Origin of the sequence: Gordonia mangrovi, from assembly GCF_024734075.1 — a bacterium.
Lineage (GTDB): Bacteria > Actinomycetota > Actinomycetes > Mycobacteriales > Mycobacteriaceae > Gordonia > Gordonia mangrovi.
Genome location: NZ_CP102850.1, coordinates 1,066,554 through 1,086,861 on the forward strand (window position 1 = coordinate 1,066,554; position 20,308 = coordinate 1,086,861).

16 protein-coding genes are annotated in these 20,308 nt (G+C 64.8%); 11 read left to right on the forward strand and 5 right to left on the reverse strand.

What is annotated here, in order from left to right; translation table 11 throughout:
- Positions 1–42 precede the first annotated feature (42 nt).
- Entirely contained in the window at positions 43–2,625 is a 2,583-nt protein-coding gene (locus NWF22_RS04925) for a hypothetical protein (protein WP_160900371.1), read from the forward strand.
- Here the strand turns inward: NWF22_RS04925 and NWF22_RS04930 are convergent.
- The 5 genes from NWF22_RS04930 to NWF22_RS04950 are packed head-to-tail and all read right to left on the reverse strand — an operon-like array spanning position 2,615 to position 9,000.
- The gene (locus NWF22_RS04930; RefSeq protein ID WP_160900370.1) at positions 2,615–3,415 is read right to left on the reverse strand and encodes a DUF5663 domain-containing protein; all 801 of its coding nucleotides are present in this window, start codon (positions 3,413–3,415) and stop codon (positions 2,615–2,617) included. The two genes, NWF22_RS04925 and NWF22_RS04930, sit on opposite strands and share 11 nt — an antisense overlap.
- Complete coding sequence (locus tag NWF22_RS04935; RefSeq protein ID WP_160900369.1) at positions 3,412–5,634, reverse strand: type IV secretory system conjugative DNA transfer family protein; 2,223 nt, start codon at positions 5,632–5,634, stop codon at positions 3,412–3,414. The genes NWF22_RS04930 and NWF22_RS04935 overlap by 4 nt, the downstream gene beginning before the upstream one ends.
- Complete coding sequence (locus NWF22_RS04940) at positions 5,631–6,866, reverse strand: OmpA family protein (protein WP_160900368.1); 1,236 nt, start codon at positions 6,864–6,866, stop codon at positions 5,631–5,633. Before NWF22_RS04940 ends, NWF22_RS04935 begins: the two co-directional genes overlap by 4 nt.
- The gene (locus tag NWF22_RS04945) at positions 6,863–7,630 is read right to left on the reverse strand and encodes a vWA domain-containing protein (RefSeq protein ID WP_160900367.1); all 768 of its coding nucleotides are present in this window, start codon (positions 7,628–7,630) and stop codon (positions 6,863–6,865) included. Before NWF22_RS04945 ends, NWF22_RS04940 begins: the two co-directional genes overlap by 4 nt.
- Positions 7,627–9,000: a hypothetical protein gene (locus tag NWF22_RS04950; RefSeq protein ID WP_160900366.1), complete on the reverse strand. Its 1,374-nt coding sequence runs from the start codon at positions 8,998–9,000 to the stop codon at positions 7,627–7,629. The genes NWF22_RS04945 and NWF22_RS04950 overlap by 4 nt, the downstream gene beginning before the upstream one ends.
- 369 nt (positions 9,001–9,369) lie before the next feature.
- On the opposite strand from NWF22_RS04950, the gene NWF22_RS04955 reads away from it, so the two are divergent.
- The 10 genes from NWF22_RS04955 to NWF22_RS05000 all read left to right on the forward strand — a co-directional run bounded on the left by NWF22_RS04955 (position 9,370) and on the right by NWF22_RS05000 (position 20,253).
- Positions 9,370–9,861, forward strand: coding sequence for a hypothetical protein (locus NWF22_RS04955; RefSeq protein ID WP_160900365.1), 492 nt, complete (start codon positions 9,370–9,372; stop codon positions 9,859–9,861).
- Complete coding sequence (locus tag NWF22_RS04960) at positions 9,858–10,592, forward strand: type IV secretory system conjugative DNA transfer family protein (RefSeq protein WP_160900364.1); 735 nt, start codon at positions 9,858–9,860, stop codon at positions 10,590–10,592. Before NWF22_RS04955 ends, NWF22_RS04960 begins: the two co-directional genes overlap by 4 nt.
- Positions 10,593–10,640: 48 nt before the next feature.
- Positions 10,641–11,720, forward strand: coding sequence for a caspase family protein (locus NWF22_RS04965; protein WP_160900363.1), 1,080 nt, complete (start codon positions 10,641–10,643; stop codon positions 11,718–11,720).
- 38 nt (positions 11,721–11,758) lie between these two features.
- Positions 11,759–13,327, forward strand: a complete 1,569-nt coding sequence (locus NWF22_RS04970) for a hypothetical protein (protein WP_160900362.1) — start codon at positions 11,759–11,761, stop codon at positions 13,325–13,327.
- Positions 13,314–14,588 (forward strand): hypothetical protein, encoded by a 1,275-nt coding sequence (locus NWF22_RS04975; protein ID WP_160900361.1) that lies wholly within the window; start codon positions 13,314–13,316, stop codon positions 14,586–14,588. The genes NWF22_RS04970 and NWF22_RS04975 overlap by 14 nt, the downstream gene beginning before the upstream one ends.
- A gap of 119 nt (positions 14,589–14,707) precedes the next feature.
- A complete protein-coding gene (locus NWF22_RS04980) occupies positions 14,708–15,829 on the forward strand; it encodes a hypothetical protein (protein ID WP_160900360.1) in 1,122 nt (373 codons plus the stop codon).
- Positions 15,829–16,989 carry a hypothetical protein gene (locus tag NWF22_RS04985; protein ID WP_160900359.1) on the forward strand — a complete coding sequence of 387 codons (1,161 nt, stop codon included), beginning with the start codon at positions 15,829–15,831 and terminating at the stop codon, positions 16,987–16,989. Before NWF22_RS04980 ends, NWF22_RS04985 begins: the two co-directional genes overlap by 1 nt.
- 117 nt (positions 16,990–17,106) lie before the next feature.
- Positions 17,107–17,937 (forward strand): hypothetical protein, encoded by an 831-nt coding sequence (locus NWF22_RS04990; RefSeq protein WP_160900358.1) that lies wholly within the window; start codon positions 17,107–17,109, stop codon positions 17,935–17,937.
- 64 nt (positions 17,938–18,001) lie between these two features.
- Positions 18,002–19,738 carry a HesA/MoeB/ThiF family protein gene (locus NWF22_RS04995; protein WP_160900357.1) on the forward strand — a complete coding sequence of 579 codons (1,737 nt, stop codon included), beginning with the start codon at positions 18,002–18,004 and terminating at the stop codon, positions 19,736–19,738.
- Complete coding sequence (locus NWF22_RS05000) at positions 19,735–20,253, forward strand: hypothetical protein (RefSeq protein WP_160900356.1); 519 nt, start codon at positions 19,735–19,737, stop codon at positions 20,251–20,253. Before NWF22_RS04995 ends, NWF22_RS05000 begins: the two co-directional genes overlap by 4 nt.
- The last annotated feature ends 55 nt before the right edge of the window (positions 20,254–20,308 follow it).

Consider the following 20,308-nt stretch of genomic DNA (forward strand, 5'->3'; position numbering starts at 1 on the left):
CTGAGCCGTCGTTTCCTAATCAGAGGCATCGAGAGTTGGCGCATGAGCGATGGCGAGTGGAAGCAGTTCAACAGACGTGGCGAGGTCGACGCCGTACGTCTCGACTCCCCATGGACCTGGCAGACCGAGAACGGCGACACGCTGCAGGCCAGAGCCGGCGACTGGCGGATCACTGACACCGACGGCAACCAGCGTTCAGTCGCCGCAGAACTATTCCCCCGCTCCTACGAGTTCGTCGCACCCGGTAGATATCGACGCGTCGGGATGTTCCGAGCCCGCCAGGTGAGCGCACCGGAGACGCTTGTCACGCTCGAAGGACCCGCACGCGCTCACGAAGGTGATTGGGTCGTCGAAGGTGCCTCCGGCGAACACTGGCCGGTACCGGCGGATCAGTTCAGCAAGACCTACGAGGAGATCCGACCTCCCAGTCGACCCACCCGGGCAGGTCGCTGGTTTCATGCGGCCGGGATCACGCTGCTCACGCTTGTACAGGCCGCCGGGGCTGTCACCGTCCAGCGCGTGAGGTCTGTGTCGAACAAGATCAGCTACCGCTCGCGCACAGCGATACCCACCTTGGTGCCGACCATCCTGACGGTATGGGCCATCTCGGCGGCGCTTGTTGGTTTCTGGGCGGTCGCCACCACGTATGAAACGGCCCAGAAGTCCTTTATCCAACAGGTGTACTCGACGATGGCAATGTTCACGGGTGGCTACATTCCGCTGATCGGTGACCAATTCGACCCGGTTCCCCCGGTTCGCATCGCCGCGGCCTCGGTCTTCGCATTCACCCTGACCATCGCCGCGGCCAGTGGCGTCGTCATCAAACTCAGTGCCCGCGCCTGGCACAGGACTCGGTCCTGGATCCGCCGACCCCGTTTGGTGGTCGTCGGTTCAGGTCATTCGGCCGCCGCGATCGTACGTTCCTGCGCCGAGCACAAGATCCGTGCGCTCTTGATCACCGAGGAGCCCGACGGTGAGGCAGCCCGCGCGTGCGGGCACCTTCTGCCGAAGGTGGAAATGCGGTCCTTCGCCGAGTGCGGGGACTTCGGAGTGGCGCGACACATCCTGTCTCGCGCCGAAAATGTCGTCATTGCTACCGACTCGGATTCCAGAAATCTCGATCTTCAATCCGTGGTGGGTACTGCCGCCCGGCGCACCCACGTCACCGAACGGTTCTCGGTGGTCTCCGTCGTCAAAGACGCGAAGCTCGTCGAGGCGATGCGGCCACAGCGACTGACCACGTTGCCCGACCAAGACGTCACCTGCCCAGCAGAGAACGTCGCCGAACATGTATGCCACCTCATAGACGCAATTGCAACAGGGTCGGCAGCCATGTCCAAAGCACACCCCGACGACACCGCCACCGCACCGCTGATCGACGCCGTGGTCGTCGATGTCATCGACGTCGACCACCACGCACCGGCGGACCGCACCACAGGTGAGCCACTTTCGGCCACCCTGCGCCGGTGGTTGCTCCGCCAATCGTGGAGCCGAAAGTTCATGTGGGGTAACGAAGATCTGCGCACCCAGACAACCAACGAAGTCATCGACATACGACTGCGGACCGAGGATGACGCCGCCAGGGACAACAGCCGTGCGGACGACACAATAATAGTGGTACGCATCTACGTGGGCGCGGACAGTTCCGCAGTCATGACGCGGGTGCTGGAGGACCGATCAACGCTGGCGGCACCTCCGTCGCTGACGGTAGTGGTCGGCGACGGCAGACTCATCACTACGGCGATGGCCAGCTTTGACTCGACGGTATCGGTCGTACCGGGCCGCCAATGGCTTTCCGCGATCGCCCGCATACAGAATGAGAGCACCATCGCATACGTCGATCCGGACGAGATCGGACTCGACGCGCATCTGGTCACCGACGACATCCGCCTGCAGTGGGCCAGACTCTTCAATCAGACCTACGAGTTCATGTTCGCCGAAGACCGGGCGATCAAGGGATGGCTACCCGGCGAGCCGTTGGCCAGCGAAACCAAGACTGTGGAGCGAGCCGCAGCGCGCAAAGAGTTGGCCGAGTGGTGGGGCGAGATCCCCGCCGAGCCCAGAAATCTCGTAGGTGCCGGCACGAGGATCAAGACGAGTCGCCGCAATGCACGTAAACGCATCTCCAACTGGTACTCCAGCGAGAGCGCCGTCAAGAACATGCTGACCTTCCTCGACGACGAGGGCTGGGAGCTGCGACGTTTTGAGGGTCCCGGCGCCCCCGATGACCCCAACTTCCCGGATGCCATGGTGGAACGGATCGCCGCGCGCGAACATGCCGACTGGCGGAGGCGTTGGTGGCCCGACGACAGCCGTCGCCGCAGGCCGCGCTACCAGCGGCCGGTTCTCGACGACGGAACACTGGGAAAGCGGCGGCTGCGTGTCGAGCGCAAGATCGAACGCTGCGCGACCTACAGCGGATCCGGCGCAGACGTCCTGACATTCGATGAGCTCAGCAACCTCAGCGGTGACTACGTCGACGGCGCGACGTCGCAGCGTCCAGCACAGAACCGCCGCACCGCCAACTACAACCGCCGAATCGTGCGGGAAACCTACCCAGCGATCGCCGCCTGCTTTGGCTACCAGATCGTACGAAAACCGGAGAAGGGCGACGCTACGCGGTAGCGGAAACCGCTGCTGCCATCTGCGTAAGCTCGCTGACTGTCTCCGCGATCGCCCGATGCGCCAGGTCGACGTGATAAGCAAGTTGCGGTTGACTCATACCTGCTCCAAACGGAATTCCGCCCTCGGCAGCGAGAGCTGGGCGCTCCCCTTCGAGGCGTAGCCGCAGCGTCACAATCGGGCAGCCGGAGTTCCAGAGGTTGCAGAACTGCTCTGCCTCGGCCATTGCCTCGTCGCCGATCGGTATCTGGATCTCGCAGCGTACGATGAATCGGCGTGGCCCGGCGTCGGCTTCGGTCCACACCGCCACTGGACCATCGGGTTGAACCCTCACCAGTACAGCATCGTCATCACCCTGCGCAGGATCGTCAGAGTCGTTGTCGGAGTCATTGTCGGAGTCATTGTCGGCAAACAGTTCCCGCAGATCGTGCAGATCGGTCCGCTTGATCTCGTCGAACAACCTGCTGCCGCGGACCGCAGCCAGGTCTACGGATACGACCCGGACAACCTCGGCGATGACCGCAGTCCGCTCCTCGACCACCACACGGGGGTAATCGGGTACTTCTCGTTCGAGCCACTGCGCACACTCGTCGTCGCGACCCGCGTCGATGAGTTTCTCGAATTCCTCGAGCTGCGCGTCGCTCAGACCCGACGCCAGTCTGCTCCCGACCCGCTTCTCGACCTGCGCGAAAGCACGTTGCGTGAGGTCCGCCGCGTCGTCGTCCGCGAGACCCGGCAGGAACATCCGGATGGCGCAGTACATCACGGGGTCGGGATTGTTGGTTGAAGTCATGATGCCTCCGCTGGTTCGGTCGGTTCGGTGCTTGTCGGTTCGGTACTTGTGGTCGCTTCTCGCTTTGCCACCCAGTCGGCGAGAAAGTTGGACTCCGGTCCGGGACGGGCGCCCGTGTCGCGGGCCTTCAGTTCTCGCCGGGTCTGTGCGACGTGGGATACCCCGCGAACTGCGGCGGCTGTCCGGTCGCGATAGGGGTCGACGAGTTCTCGATGTGTGCGGCAGATGATCTCGTCGTCGAACGAAGTTCGCTCGCCACCGGTGCGCGGGGCAACTCGTTCGTTGTGATCGACGATCAAGGTGTGCGGTACCGCGGCAGGCCCACTGTTGCGCATCAGCACAGCCGAAAGGTCGGGCAGGGTCGTAAGTGTCGTCGTGTCGACAAGCCCACCGAACCGCACCGACAATGCTGCCGCATCACTCACCGCACTGCGGAAGGCAATCGTTGTCGCAACGTTGCCATCGACTGCAGGCCGTAAGTCCTCGTCGAGCTGGCCCAAGAACTGATGGGCGATCACTACCGACAGGCCGAATTTGCGTCCTTCCGACAGCATCGAAGAGAGCGAACCAGCCAGCAGCGACTGCGCCTCGTCGACAACGACAGTGAACGAGCGATCGGTTCGTTTGCGCGTCAACGCACCCGCCCACACCCGGTTCAGGTATAGGTAGCCGAGCAACCGGGTCGCCGATTCCCCGAGATCGGCCTTCGACAGGTCGACGAGAATGACCTGTCCCTCGTCCATCAGGCTGGCGAAATCGAGAGCGTCATAACCCGATCCGAGAATCCCCCGTACTGCCGCGGTGTTCGAGAACGGCTCGAACTTGGAGTTGACCCAGGAAACCAGCTCTCCGTGATCAGAAGACCGGCGGGCTGACTTGTTGTTGGCGAACCATGCGGTGAGGCGTTCGTCGTCGGTGCGCGTCACGGCTTCGGTCATCACCAGGTCGTCGCTCAGGATCATCGGCACATCCAGAATCGACGCAGTATCCCCGTAAAGAGCTCGACCTGCCCGCATCGCCATCGCGACCCGCTCCTGGAATCGGGGGCCGACGATACCGGTCTCCTTCTTGTCGAAGATTTCCTGGAAGATCGCGCAGGTGTCGGCGATAGCGATGTCTCGCCGCACCGGATCCGACTCGGCCAGAGTGGAAATCGGTACCGGGTTGTCCACATCTCCACAGCTGATCACCCAGGTACGCTCAGCTGAATCCGACGGCAGCTCTGCCAGGATCCGGTCGATGAGAGTCCCGTGCGGATCGAGCACGATGCAGCCCTCGTCGGCCGCGGCGATCTCATGCACCAGGGCTGCGATCGTGGAGCTCTTCCCGGTACCGGTCTGCCCCACCACCTGGACGTGCCGACGGCGTTCGGGCTCGGGCAGTTCCACCGGCAGTTGCCGGCCGATGGTGGTGACCGCGTGCCCGAGCCGGATCGCGGTTCCGGTGCCGTGCCGTCGAGTCGGGCCGACCGCGATCGGTGCCGCCGGCGCGGTGTAGAAGCCCGGTGTCGGATCGGGTCCTCCCACGGGAATCGCCACCACTCCGGCGAGTTCATCGGATTCCACCGTCAGCCACATCCTGGGATCGTCGGCGTTGGCCGAGATCACGAGACCGGAAAACCTGCGACGCACCAGGGCACGCAACTGAATCGACGGGGTTTCGGTGGAGCCAAGCGCGGTGAGCCGCACCCGGCAGCGGGTTGTATCGCCGTCGAGTGTGCGAGCCTCCACCCGGATACCGGTGTGGGCCATCGCCGAGAGTTCAGCTGCTAAACCGGCGGCGTCTAGCACCGATCTTGGCGACCACTGCGGCGCCGACGACCACTTGGCGGCGTCGATGGTGAACCCGAGCCGGCTTGTCGTGTCGTCGGGGACGATCGCCCACTCGCCCAGCACATCATCGTGCTGGGTGAGTGGCTTTGGGCGACTGTCGGTCTCACCGACAACATGCAACAATGCGTCTGTCGCCTGCGCGACCTCGTCGACGCACCGGCCGGTGACTGAGACACGCGCATCGACGATGCCCTCGTCGTCGACGATCAGCGACGTGCTGACCGTGGCGTCCGGGGCCTCGATCAGCAGGCCCGCCAATCTTGTCGGCAGTTCGGCCCGCAGTTCCGCGGCACGCTCGGTGCTGTGACGCCGCAGTGCGTCGATGCGCACGTCGATACGCTCGTGCTCCGGGCCACCATCGCACTCGATGTTCATTTGGCCGCTCATCCGAGGACGATCTCGACGCGACGGTTGGCGGCGCATTGCGCGAACGTATACGTGCCATCGGACTCCGGTCCTGAAACCGGCTGCTCTGCACCGAAACCGGTTGCCGTGATGGCTGCGGCGACACCCTGTTGCTGCAGGAGCCCGGCGATCTTGTCTGCCCGCTGCTGCGAGATCTGCACCAGCTCGGACACCGGCGAGGTGTCGTCGCACGCATGCCCACCGACCGTGATCTTCTGCACCCGGTTGTTTTTCGCAGTCTCGGCGATCGACGTGAGCGCTGCAACGACCGCGTCGGCGTCCACAAGGTCGGTGGAGTTGGCCGCGAACGCGGCCGAGTCCACGCGATAGACCGTCTTGGGTCCCGCTGCAATCGCGGTGACCGCTTCCAGCGGCGGGTCCGCGGGAACGTTCCGCGCTTCGGTGTCGACCGGGACAAGATCCTTTGCGACGGTGCAGCTGCCACCGGCGGCGATACACATCTCGGTGTAGAAGCTCCTCAGCCAGGTGCGTTCGGCTTCGGTGCGGTTCTGACCGATCCCGAAGTAGGTGACGTTGATGCCGTCGAACTTCGGGAGTTGTCCGGCGTCGGCCACCCTGGCCACGGCGTCCGCCGGGTCTCCGTGCGCGTAGTTCTGGATGCGCAGATCCAGCAATCCGGTGTTGGCCTCGCCGTCGGAGACGACTACCACTCGGTCCTGCGCGGCTTGCGCCGCGACCTGTTGGGCCAACAGTTCGTCGCTGCCGGGTTCAGTTGCTCCCGGAGTGGCGTCGAGGGCTGCGGTCACACAGGCCGGCAGCTTGGCGGCCAGCCGCTCCGCCCGCTTCTCTCCCGCCTTGGGGTCGGTGAGTGCGGCACCATCGAGAACCACACGCGGTCGTTCGTTCTTCCCGCCTACCGTGATCAGAGTCAGCGAACCCACCGGCGCATCCTGCCCGCCGCTGGTTTCTCCCAGGGCGTCGAGCAGTTGGGTCGGCAGAGATGCCCCACCCATGAGTCCGGTACGGCTGACCAGCACAACGGTATTGGTGCCGTTCTCGTCGCCGGGCTTAGTCATGTAGCTGCATTGTTCGGCGGCCAGCGCCTCGGCGACTGCCGGATCTGCGGCGAAGGTCCCGGCTGCCCCGGGTGACGCCGGCGACGAACTGCCGGACTCGTGGATGCCGACGGCGACCACCCCGGCGACCACGAGACCCCCGGCTGCGCCGAGGGCAATCTTGGACGTGCGTTTCACGTTCTCTCCTTCGATTGCGAATCAGGTACTGCACCGCTCAGACCGATCCCGCGTGCGTCCCGCCCGGTGAGAGCGGCGATGGACGCGACGACCTCGGTCGCCAACGCGGGCGCCGACGAGTCGATGACGCGGGCCGGATCGTCGGGGAAGGCCGCCGACCAGCTGCCGGGGACTCCGCCGGTGAACGAACATTCCGACGGGATCAGCAGAGTGACTCCGTTGATCCCGGCCGCCATCGCATTGACGCGGCTGCCCGGACCGGTGAGGTCGGCGACCAAACCGTCGGAGACCAAGACGGCCAGAGTCAGCTTGTGGGTCCGCGGGAATCCCGCGATCAGTTGCCAGGTGGGGCCGAGCATCGTTGCGTACGAAGTGAGTTCGGGCTCGTCGAGTGTCATCTTGTCGCGCACCGACACCGGCTCCATGCGTACGCACACGTCGCCGCCAAACGCGATCACCCCGATCTCGTCCTCGGGTCCCAGGTGGCGTTGCGCCCACCGCATCAGCTCGAGGACTGCCGCTTCGCGTGGTCCCGCCACCGACATCATCGATCCCGAGTCGTCGCCGATGATCCACAACCGCAACGGAGTACCGGGAGCCAACGTCACGCGGCCGAGCACCTGACGCGCCGCATGGCGCTCCCTACGCGAGGGCTTCTTGGAACCGATCGGTTCGGCCAGCGGCCACGGGCTGCGAAGCGGGGACGGGGCACGCCCGCCGGTGGGCCGCTCCAGACCCACCGGCGCACGAAACACCGCGCTCATCGATCGCTCGACTTCAGATCATTCTCGGCAAGAGCATCATCCATCTTCTCGTCGAGCTCGCGACCCCATGCTTCGTCGACGACGTCCTCGGCGTCGGCCACCTGGGCGTCGTTGGCTACGACGTCGTGGGCTGTGGTGTCGCCGCCGCGGACGAGGACCTTCTTGACCTCAGCCATCCACTCACCAGCTGTCGGCGGCTTGTGCTCAGTCATCGCGGCATCGAGCCGATTGACACGGTCGAGGTTGACCCGCGGTATCGGGCCGTCGATGACCTGATCGACGGCACCGGTGGGCAGTTCAATATCGACCCACTTCTCGCCTACGTACGGCCCCTCGTGGCTGCTCCACAGAACCTTGGCATACGAACCGTCGTGGCCATGATGCGCACGTTCCTGCGAGATCAGGTCAGCCGCCGCCCGCAACGGCTCCTGCAGTTGCAGGCGCGTCTCGTCCCGGAGCTCGGTGACCGACTCGTACGCACCCACCCATTCCTCGTAGAGCGCCGTCCCGGTGTCCACGGTCTCGTCGACATGGGCGGCCGCTGCGTCCTTGGCGGTGCGTCGGTAGTCGTCGATCGCGACATCGTGGTCGTGCCTGAGCGCCTCCGCGATGCCCAGGCCGAGCGGCAGGAGCAGGAACAGCGAGTAGAACAGGACCGGATTCAGCGACACCCCACCATCGGCCGCGTGCAGGACGGTCATCCGCTGCATCACGCCGAAGACGACGGCGAGCACGGACACCAGCGCGATGCCGCCCACGACAATGAGGAGTCGACGATCCTTGTCGGACATACCCTTTCCGGTATGCAACCATGCGGCTACGACGCGGCCGAACGCGAGCGCGACGGTGAACTGCACGACCGGAGTGATGAGGGCGTAGATGAAGGCCTGCAACGACTCGGCCGATAAGAGCCCGGGCGAATCCTCGACGTCGCTCCACAGCGCGAAGAAGAACCAGAAATCGGCGACGACCAGGACCGCAAAGAGGCTGACGTACATCCACTGCGCGATGCGGGGACGGCGGGCCAATGCCACGTCGTCACCGTTCTTCTCGTCGACGGCTGCTTCATGGTGCCGCTTGTAGGCTGCCTGATCCGATATCCAGGTGCCGGTCTCGGTGAGGCCGCGCTTCATCAGCCACGCAGCGCACGCAGTCGCAGCTGCTTTGAGCCGCGCGATGCGACTACTGATCTCGGCTGAGCGATCGAGCTGTTGGTGCTCCATCGCGGTGATCGCCTGGATGGGGATACGGACCTCACCGTGGGTGAGCTCGCGACCCTCCCGGGTGCCGGTGTCGGGGGCCTCAGCACGAACCGTCTGCTGCGGTGGTTCGAGTTGTGCCTCGCTGTCGAGGTCGTCGGTTGTGGACATGGGTGCCGTTCCTTTCGGTGGTTGTGTTGGCGTCCGACGAGCCAACCACCGAGGAGGGGGCACTTGATAAGTCGTGTGAATTGCAGAAATTCACACTTGTTACGCCGGGGCTAGGGCGAATCGCGACTGCAGTCCCACCAAATCACACGTGAATTCCTGACCCGCGCAACCTCCTCCACCCTGGGATACACCCCAGACCTGAGGAGAACCATGACCAATCACACCCCGGACCGACCCGACTGGCGGCGACGTGTGAACGGATCATCAACCAGCGCCCAGACCCGGATCCCGCAGTGAACCCGATGCACAACAGGCACATTGACCACGCGCGGGCGCGTGATCTCCGAGTCCGAAACACCGTTGGTGGCCGTGGCAAGTGGAATCCGGGCCACGCTGGCTGCGCTCGTGCTGCTGTTCCTCGCCGCGCTGATCGTCACCAGGGCGCTCACCAATATGCTGGCCTCGCTTCAGTGCCTCCTTCTGCCAGTCGGGATCGTCGTCGTCCTCGTCGCGTTCATCGCGAGCAAGATCCCGGGTGCCCGACCCCTCGGCGCACACACCGCGACATCGACGATGCGAGCCGAGTCGGGTCGTCAAACCGGCATCGCCAAACCCGGACGGCAGGTGCTCATCACCGCCGACGCCGGGCGCACCGAGGAACTCCCTGTGGCGCAGGCACGTCGACTCCACGTCGGCACCGAACTCGACGCCTACGGCCCTTCGTTCGGCGGTTACCGCCACGTCCGGGCGATCCGACCCCACCCCGGCACACTCATTCTCTCGGGGTGTGTTGCCGTTGTTGCTCACAGTCGCCGACGTCATACCGATGGTCGTGGTCGGGTCGCCGCGGTGGCGCTGTGATCGTCGTCAGCCACGACATGCACTCGGGCACGCCGGTGGTCGTCGACGACGAGTCCCACGCACTGGGGCTCGGACCCGCACGCAGCGGCAAAACCTCGGGCAAGTTGGTACCGACGATCCTGACCCATCGTCGTCCTGTGATCGTCGCATCGAGCAAACCCGGCGTATTCGAAGCCACCATCGATCAGCGCCTCGACGACGGACCTGCGTGCGTTTTCGCGATCACCCCCGACGACCTACCCCGGCATCCACGGGTGCGGGCCACGTCGTGGTCGCCCCTCACCGGATGCGCCAGCTGGGACAATGCCCTTCGTCGTGCGCAATCGCTGCCGACCGCCGAATCACACGAATCCGACTACGAGACCAGCCTCTTCTTCGAGTCCCAGGGCGAACGACTGCTCGCAGCGCTGCTGCACGCGGCGGCGAAAGCTCGGTTCAGCGTCGAGGACGTCGCCCGGTGGCTGCTGCTCGGCGACCTCACCGAACCGATCCGGGTACTCACCGCCGCGGATGCGACGTGGGCACGACACCGCAGCAACCCGATCAGACGCGCACAAATGCCATCCCGGCCGGTTCCAAGCACGCACCGAACGGCGGGGGGGGCCGAACGACTGCGAGACTACGGACAGTTCGAGGTCGACCGAATGGTTCGAACAACGATCGCGGCCACGGCCGACGGTCTGGTGCCACTCCGCGAAACCCGAACCCAGATCCGATCCCGCGGGCGTTGACTCCGATAGTCTCGTCCTACCCGCCATTCACAGTTGGAGCTTTCAACCATGACGTCCAAACGACGCGCACTTGTAGTCGGAATCGAGCGGGCGTTCGACTCCGGCCGCCTGCCTTCGGCGCCGTCTGATGCGCGCGCGATGGCGAGGGTCCTCGCCCACGACGACACGCACGACGGCCCCGTCGAGAACTGGCAGGTCACCAGCCTCATCGAAGAGAACGGCCGCGGAGTCCTGGACCACCAGATTCAGGCGGCTGTCACCGAACTCCTGGTGGGCGCCGATGTCGACGACAACACCGAACTGCTCTTTTACTACTCCGGACACGGCCGCGCGCAACCCTGGGGTGGAGAGTTCGTCGCGTACAACAACGTCGCGATGTCGTTCAATGACCTGATGGTCTTGGTCAACACATCCAAAGCCGAGAGCATCACCCTCATCCTGGACTGTTGTTTCTCAGGCGGCGTCGGCAACGAGGATGGCCACATTCCCGACTGGGCCGAAGTGGGCAGCGATCCCTTCCGTCCCGACCGTGCGGTGATCCGGGAGGGTCTCGCCATCCTGACCGCGGCCCGCAAATACGAGCCGGCTCTCGAAGTCGAGCGGGCCGGAGAGAGACCGGTGGGGGCGTTCACCGAACTGCTCATCGGCGGTCTTGAGGGTGGCGCCGCCGACGTCCTCGGCTACATCACCTCACTCGACCTCTACGCCTACGCGGCGCAGGGATTCACCGATTCAACCCAGCGACCCACATTCAAGGCACATGTCGACAAGGCTCGTCCCATCCGACGCGTCAAGGCACCACTTCGGCGCGAGCAGCTCGTCAAGATCGTGCAGATCTTCGACGAAGGTCATGCAAAGAAGCTCACCGCAGAACATGACTATGTGCCCGGATGCGCCGGCGCCAAACCACGAACCGGCGAGGGCGTCGTCTACGAGCCGTTCTCCGGTAGCCCCGCGCAGTGCGAGCTCGATGCCATCAAGCTGTTCCGCAACGGTGGATTGGTCGCCACGACGACGCCAGATCAAGATCTCTGGGACTGTTGTCACAACGGCGACACCGTGGAACTCACCGGAATCGGCAAGTACTACTGGTCGCTGGTCAACCGCGGCCTCCTGCCGCCGGAATGACTCGAATCCGATCAGTCTGGCGCGAGGCATGGACGGCGTTGCCCGAGGCCGTCCATCCTGCGCTTTCACAGCGTGACGGCGACGGATGGTTCCCGAGCAATCGTACGATTCGTAGCCTGTTCCCCACCGCGTTCGGCGCCGACATCGCCGATGACCTCATGCTGCCCGCCAAACTTCGTGGCTACGTGCATATTCGGGGTGACAAGACCATCGAGAAGCTGGATCAAAGCCGGACGGCGGAGGAGAACGCCGAACGTATCCGACAGGCCGTTGGCGCCCAGACTGAACGGTTGGTCCGTCTCGCCGAGATGCTCCCGACACTCGAAACATCGAGCAGCGGTCAGGTATTGGGTGTCGCTGACAAGCGTGAGGCACTACTGAAACTCGCGTGGGAGGAATCGCGATACCTCGCACCCCTCGATCATGAGACAGCCAGCGAAATAGTCGCTGCGACCACAGCGGCACGCAACATCGCGACCGTACGCAACTACCTCACCGACGCCATCGTCGTCGAGGATTTGACCAGACGGCGCGATCGAGAGTCCGCGCCGCGGCCCAAGCCGACCACATTCGACCGCGATATGCGTCGCTATGAGTCGACGGCGATCGGGTTCCTCGACGACACAGCCCTCGACACCAAGCATCGCGCGTTGCGCGACGGTACCGCCACCACCGACGAACTCGTCGGCCCGGGCACGTCGAGCACTGCCAAATGGGAAGCAGTCCGTGCCATCGATGCCTCGTTGTGGGAATGGCGCACAGCCGCACTGGGCCTGGCATCCACGTCACCGCCGTCACCCGCGCCAATTCTCATAGCCGACGAACCCCAGGCAGTTCGATCCGCGGGACCGGCAACCCCATGGCTCGACACCAGCGTCGAACGCCGACTGGCATCGGTCCTGCGTGGTGAACGATCCACCCGCACCCGACTCCCACCCGAACGCGACCTGCTCGACCTCGAAGTGGACCGCTCGTGCCGCCCCTTGGGGGTCGATAGCCACGCGGCACGATGTGTCATGGCGCTGGGCGCCACGGTCGTCCCGATGATCGGTGCGCGCGACGAGAAACCCACCGCGATTGCCGGCCAAGAGGTTGCCGACACCCTGGTGGCGAATCGAGTGCGCACGTGCTTCGCCAAGTGGAAGGAGCAGCGCGAGAAATCATCTGGTTCCGCGACAACACCCTACGTCGGTGACGCTGCCGAAGATCCCAGCTCGTACTACATGTCCACGCTCTGGAAGCGCATCCATGGTCATGACGTACGGGGCATCGCCGACTACGATGCCGCCGCTGCACACGACCTGCTCACCGGGACGGCCCGCACCGTCACCAACCGGATCGATGCCAGGGTGTACGCCCCGACGACCGGATCGGGTCCATCATCCGCGCCCGAATCCTCGTACCGCGACCTCGCCGAATCCGTCGAACTCGTGCAGGAGGCCGTCGACGACGCCGTCGCCTGGCAGACCTTCTGGCGCACAGCACGACAGCAGCGACCACCGTCACCGGAGCTGCTCTGGCAATGGGAGACATGGACGTCCCTGGCCGACACCACTCTCGAACTGCGAGATGTCTTCGCATGGATGGACTCCCATGAACCAGAATGAGAACAACGAGTGGGGCGACGTCGGTATCAGACGCGACGGAGGACTGATCGTCATCGCGTCGGACCGACCCGCGCCACCACCTATTCATCTGGCTTCGATCCGCGCCGACGGCGGCACCGTCTGCGTCGACGTCACCGATCCCACTACCGTACCCACCGTGTTGCTCGACGACCCGCTCCGAGCCCAGACGTGGCTGGACCTCGTTTACGGCACTGACGCCGCCGATGCTGTCGCACGTTTTGACGACGGTGACGCCGGAGCACCCGATGTCGCGCCCGCCCGTCAGGGTGAGTTGTCCGGCATCGTCGCACGGCTCGGTGTCGGATACTGGTTGCATCGCTGGTGGCCCAGCGGAGCCGACGAGGTTCCCAATATCGATGTAGGACTCCTCGACCTCGAAATCGGTGCTCTGGCCTGGCTGGCCGAGCCACTCTTCGCCGATCTCGCACCGATTCAGCAGCTGCTACAACCACATTCGCGCACTCTGGTCCGCGTGATCGACGACCTCCGGTCCACAGCGGGAAGTACTGCACATCGGCGACTCGGCATACTCACCACAGCATTGCGCGCCACCGTTGACATCGTCGCCCCCGATTCGCCCGGCTATGCCGAATCCGTGGCGCTCCTGGACCGTATCGACACCGAAGACGGCACCGCCGCCGACATCTTGGACGCCACCGACTGGCAGGTTCTCGACGCTGACCTCGCTGCGTCCGCGGTACGGTCCGCGCGCGCGTACGCCTGGCCCGAGCTTGTCCGAACCAAGGAGGGCGCCAGCGGTATCTGGATCACCCCGACCCGGTCCGGGTCCTCGGAGGCGGATTGGGCGCAACTACCGCCGCGAACCGCGCTGGCTCGACACAGCAACATCAACTGGACCGTCCGCCACGAGCAGGGCACCCCGTGGCTGACCGTGAACCTCGACGCCTCGGCACAAGCCAATCCCGCCGTGCAGTTGATGGCCCGCAGCTACCAGGCCGACGACCTGGCGAGTGTTCCCGACGTCTTTGCGCTCGAGTTCGATTCGACGCGGAGAGTTTTCACCGGACGACGCCGCCTCACCGCGGTGCCGACATCCGACTTCGTCGTCGACGTGTTCGACCCGGCATACATGCGTCGACCCCGCCTGTCCACGGTCGGGCGCTCTGCCGCAGAACGCGGTCGATCGAGCATCATCGACCTCATCGTCGAACGTGCCGGCCACTTGGGAAACGAGGGTTTCATCGCCGAACACGTCACGTGGGAGAACGACCAGTCATGAATCCCGAGCTCGACGCCCGGACCGTCACGCAGATCAAGCGTGCTGCAGGCGAACTCGCCGATCGCTTCGGCGCAGATCAGCTCGGTGCGTGGTCGTCGACCACCCATGTGAAGATCTGGATGGCCGAGATCGTCGGGAACCTCGATGCACTCAACGCCGACGGCCGCCACCACACGCGCCAAACCGTCGCCCGATCAGCATCACATCTGCGTACCGCCCTGATCCTCACCACATCGTGGATGTACGACCAAGACAAGGTGGTCCTCGACTTCGGCGATTTGGTCGGAACCGATCCCAAAGCCACCGAGCACCGCGAAATCGAGAAGAACCGAACCGCGGTAGCCCTGTGCCTCATGGCCTTGTTGGACAGCGACGACAACTCGGTCGTCGCGAATCAGGTAAGGGAGTGGACCGAACGCATCGACAGGAGTGACGACCGACGGTCCATCGCCCGCTACCGCCAGATGCAACTGCCGTCAACCGTGGACCAGGGGATCCGCGGTGACAAGAACTGGTCCCAATTTCGAGACTCCATGTGGGAGCACTATCTTCGCGTTTCCCAGCAGGACTCCCATTCCGACGAGTCGGCGTTCACCGCAGCTTTCCGCCGATCCCTCGTCGACGGCGGGTTTGCTGACCAGCCGTTCGTTGCCTCCACGCTGCACAACCGCTTCTCCACGCCTGACAAACATCGATCAGCGCGCGAGCGATTCGCAGCCGTGTTCACCGACTACTACCTGCGTCACGCACCTGACGCATTGTCCGACCGCGCGGACAGCAGACGCTCACTCCACCTGATGCTCGATTTCCCCGCGTGCCCGGCAGTTCCCGATGCCAGGGTGCCGGATGAAAGCGCGAGGAGCTGGCTCATATCGCTGCGCGATGAGCTTACGACGCTGGGGTTTCCGCATGGTGCGCGCTACGCGGGCCTATTGCGCGAGATCCTGGTAGCCGAGCAGCGGCAGCCGACCCGGCACACCCGGACAATCACGGTCACCCCACAGTCCGTCGGCGCGCTCGCCGACTCACTCGACGAGCAGATCACCATCGACGCACTGTACGCACATGCGGCGACGCTGCTGAACGGAGTGGACACTCCCGCTTCGCGCGAGGCCTTGAGCTTCTTGCAGGATTCACCTCAGCAGGACGTCAAGCCTTCCTCTGCCGCTTCTCGATTGGCGGTCGCGGCGCTGCGCGAATCGCTACGCGTCCTGGTTCCGGAGAGCACGGAGGCGCAGTGATGGCACACGATCTCGACTACACCGCCCCGTGGCCCCGAAGCCTCCTCGACTCACTGGTGACGTTTGACCACGGAAGTTGCGTTATCGATCTCCTGAGCCCCAACCATCCGGTTCGCGTCGACCTCGTTCCCACCCCGAGTCCCACGAATGTGGGTGCCGCGCTGGCTCGATCCATCGAGACGACTGGCATTCCGGCTCTTCCCGAGGAATGGTCGCGTCTTGCGGTCGTCACCGGCATCGATCGGTGGTTCCAACTGCCCTTCGACGAGCTGGGTTCCTTCGACGATGTCCTACCCGCGGACCTCGCATACGCACATTCACTGGTGGGCAACACAGCCCAGGCGGACTTCTTCTACGGGGTGGCCCGCGACACGCTTCATGGGCTCCTACACAAGATCCCGACATGGGGACCGATCTTCGACGAGTTCGCCCGCGTCTACGCCGCCGCACCGTATGGGAAGCCACCTGCCGAACTGCACGCACTGATCGCTCCGCGGGCAACCATCGCCGACACCGAGTCCGCGGACGACCCGCGGCGGCGCCAGACCAGGACAAGAGCCAAGGGGGCAGCACAGTCGATGCCGCTGCCAGTCCGCATCGTCGTCGACCCACGATCGGTGCCCGCGCGCATCATCGACCGCGAGTCGGCACAGGCGACGCTGGACGACGATCTGACGCGTATCAGGGTCCGCGCGTTCCCCGGAATCGGCGCCTCCACGCCCGCTGCGGAGCGCCTGGTCGCGCGCCTCTTCGACGAGGAAAGTGCCCTGGTGTCATTGAGCGACCTCACACTCGCCGGTGGGCATTTCGTCGCGACACTTCCTGCGCGTGGCCGCCGGCACGGTATCACCGTCGAGATCCGCGACTTCGAATCGGTGGGTGGACCCTATCTGAGCTCCGACGACGCGGTGCTCGCGAACCAGATCGAAGCGACGCAGATCGCCTATTCGTGGCACCGAATGGCCGGGGCGGCGACTGCCCTCCAGAATGCCGTCGAGGCCGATTTCGCCCACGTGTCCGCGATGAACGCGGTGGATAACTATCCCGCCCTCAACGTCGACACGCGACTGAACGCCCTGCCGCTTACCCGCACGGGTCCACTGCGGCCGTTGCTGGCCGAACTTGTGACCGCTGCGCGTATCGACGGCAATCACGCATGAAATTCCGGTCGCGCCTCTCGGCATGACGATGTGGGAACCGACCCCCCGACCGACGCGGGATCGGTAGATCGGGTAGCCGGCGCTCGGGCCGGCCCCACCCACGAAAGGACCCACACTATGGGTGCACCACCCGACGATCGACACGTGATCGATCTCGAGCCGACGGTCGATCCGCTGACCGGCGCACCGGTCTACGCACAGCGACTGCCCGATGTCGTTGATCCACCTCAGGACCTTGCCATCCGCGGCGGTGCGATCGCGCCGTCGACACACGCTGGTGCGACGCAGAGCGACTCGGTCTCACTGACCGACGACCGGTTCGCTTCCGGCGGTGGATACGGTGACGAGTTCCCCGTCATCGAGAACGCGCAGGACGCCGGCGAAGAGGTCCGTATCGTCGGCGGACAGTTCGTGACCGGCAAGCCACGGGAAGGGGACGCGACACGCTCGGTGGATCTCACCGACAAGCGGTTCGCCGCGATGTCGGCCACCGATATCGCGGAGGTCAGGAAGCTGGCCAACTCGGGTGCGGCCGGTCGTTACGTCGAGGTCCTGCGTCCGGTTTCCGATATGCCGGAGTACTTCTCCGCTGGATCCCACGGCATGTACCTGCACACCAGGCCGACGAAATACGGCGACCAACTGCATGCGGTCATCGAACGGGACAATTCGACCGGGCTTTACCACGCCCACCTGTGGCTGTTTCAGATGATGCAGAACGGGCGGCTCACCAACACCGACCTCAATAGTTGGGTCGGCGAACCCGGTGTATCCGCGCACCACGTTCATCTGTACCCCGGCCGCAACGGCCAGGGTGCAGTCCTGTGCCTGTCCACCGACTCACGTGGCGGGATGCCGTCGCTGTCTTCGTGTGTCGTGCGGTCCGCCCAATGGGCAGCCGGAATGGGCGAGGTGGTGCGGGGGCGCGAGTTCCCGTACCGCCAGTGAGGACGACGACCCCATGACCGCACGCAAACGATCTCACCCTGGCAAGTCACGAAATGGAGCAGACATGTTCTCCCGCCGCACGTCAGTTACGTCCCGGGTCGCGGTACAGCGGCCTGGTACGCCGTGGTCGATCACCGACGAAGCCCTCGCCCGTATCGACGAGACGATCGCCGCACACAAGCCCGAACGGGGTGGAGCGTTGATCGCGACACGGGAACGAATCGTCGTCGACTTCCTCGCGGACCCGCGTCCCGGCGAACAGGTCAGCTACTGGCACAGTCGCCTGCTCGCCGATGCACTGACGGAGCATTTGAAACAGCGCCCGATGCGCCACTACGGGGGGACGCTGCACAGCCATCCCGGTGTCTACGGCGAACCCAGCGGCCCCGATCACGTGGCCTTCGCCAACCAGCTGGCCACGAATCCGACGATTCGGGACGCGTTGTTTCCCATCGTGGTTCGGGCCAGACGCCAGGACATGCGTTCGGTCCTGCGCCTGGGCGAACGACACCTGGTCGATCTCCCGAACGGCACCTTCGCCGCGTATTCGGCGGCCCCCAACGAGGACACCGTCGAAGTGCGTCCGGCGCCGATCCATGTGATCCCGCTGCACCGCGACATCACTCATGTGTGTCAACATCTCTCGGCGTTCGTCGAGACTCCCGTCGTTGCCTCTGCGACCAGGGAGATGGAGATCGAGGGCCGGCACCTGCCGGCGGTCAGCTTGCACGCGGGCGAGAAGAGCCTGTGCACGGTCGTGTTCCCCGCCGAATACCCAACCCAGGCACCGCTCCTTCTGACGTCACAGGCCGGAGCTGTGGTTCCGGCGTGGAAAGTGGGTCACGATTCGCGCCGCCGACTCAGCGATGCTGTCGGAGAACTGGTTCGGGCCGAGCAGGCTGCGGCATCGACTGCGTCGATGGACGATCGCTTGTCACATCACCTTCCCGATGGTGTGCGCGCACGCTACCTGGTGGTCGGGGCCGGGTCGGTCGGGTCCACCTCCGCCGAAATGTTGGTGCGCAGTGGTGTCTGCGATCTCACGGTTGTCGACTTCGACACCGTCGAACTGCCGAATCTGTCTCGCACCACTTACGATCGCTCTGATGTCGGAATGCTCAAAGTAGCTGCACTGCAGCATCGACTCCGCGAGATCAATCCGGAGGTGCGGATGACGGCGATCGACGCCCACATCCAGGATCTCGATCTCTCAATCTTGGACGACATTGATGTCGCGGTGTTCGCGTCGGATGACCTCGCGGGCGAGTTCTGGCTCGGTCACCACCTGTACCGCCGCGGAACGCCGCTCGTGTCGGTCAAGATGTTCGAGCTCGGGGAGGCCGGCGAGATGGTGACCGTGGTACCCAAATCGGGCACAGCCTGTTTGCGTTGCATCATCGGAGATCCTGTCGGCAGCGGTGATCGGGGAACCACGGACTACGGGAGCGGTCGGCTCGTGTCGGCGCCCGCGCTCGGCGTCGACATCATCGCGACGGTGGCTCGAGGCGTTCGGATGGCACTTGCGCTCGGCCAACAGGAAGGACCACTGGCGGAGTGGATCTCACCGATCATTGCGCAATCACGCACGTACTTTCAGCAGTCGAGCGTCCCGGATCATCGTCGCCTCACCGAGCTGCGTCCGGGCCGGTCATCACCCTCGTTTGATTCAGCGTGGTATCTGACCGGGCCACGAGCCGAGTGCGCGGTGTGCGGTGAGCATCCGGAGGAACCCGCCGCGGTGTTCGGCGGCTCGGGTGTTCCGAGGATGCTCCCTCCGGGTGTCGAGGAGGTGGCATCGTGAAATTCAACGGTCTGCCCCCTGGGGCCGAGGACCTGCCTCAGGGTCGGCCGCAGCGCAGGGGGCCCGCACCGCGCGTCCCCTCTCCCCGCATCGCGACACCGCGCATCCAGGCACCTACGCCGACCCGCCCCTCCCTGCTCGGTGACATCGGTCGAGTCGGTCTGCTCTGGTTCGGGTCGCTGATCCCGCTTGCGTTCATCACTCAGGTATTTGCCGGGTCAAGTTTCTCGCCCGGCCAAGGTGGCGGCTTCCGGGAACTCCTCACCTGGGTCATCGTTTTCGGGGTCATCACACTCGGCATCGTTGCCGAGCGCCATACCCACAGCCGCTCCGACGCCCTCACCGACCTCACACGGACGGGCGCGATGTTCGGCTTCCTTGTCGGCGTCGTCGTCGCGGTCGTGTGGTTCTCGATGAAGGGTGGTCCAGAACCGGGCAACTGGTTCGTCGGGCCCGCATTCGCAGCCGCCGGGGCGGCGGTCAGTCTCTACACGGGAACGACACGAGGGCGTTGATACGCCCACAGCGAAGCGGCGCCCCGCGCGGCGCCGCTTCGCTGTGGTCGGTGAT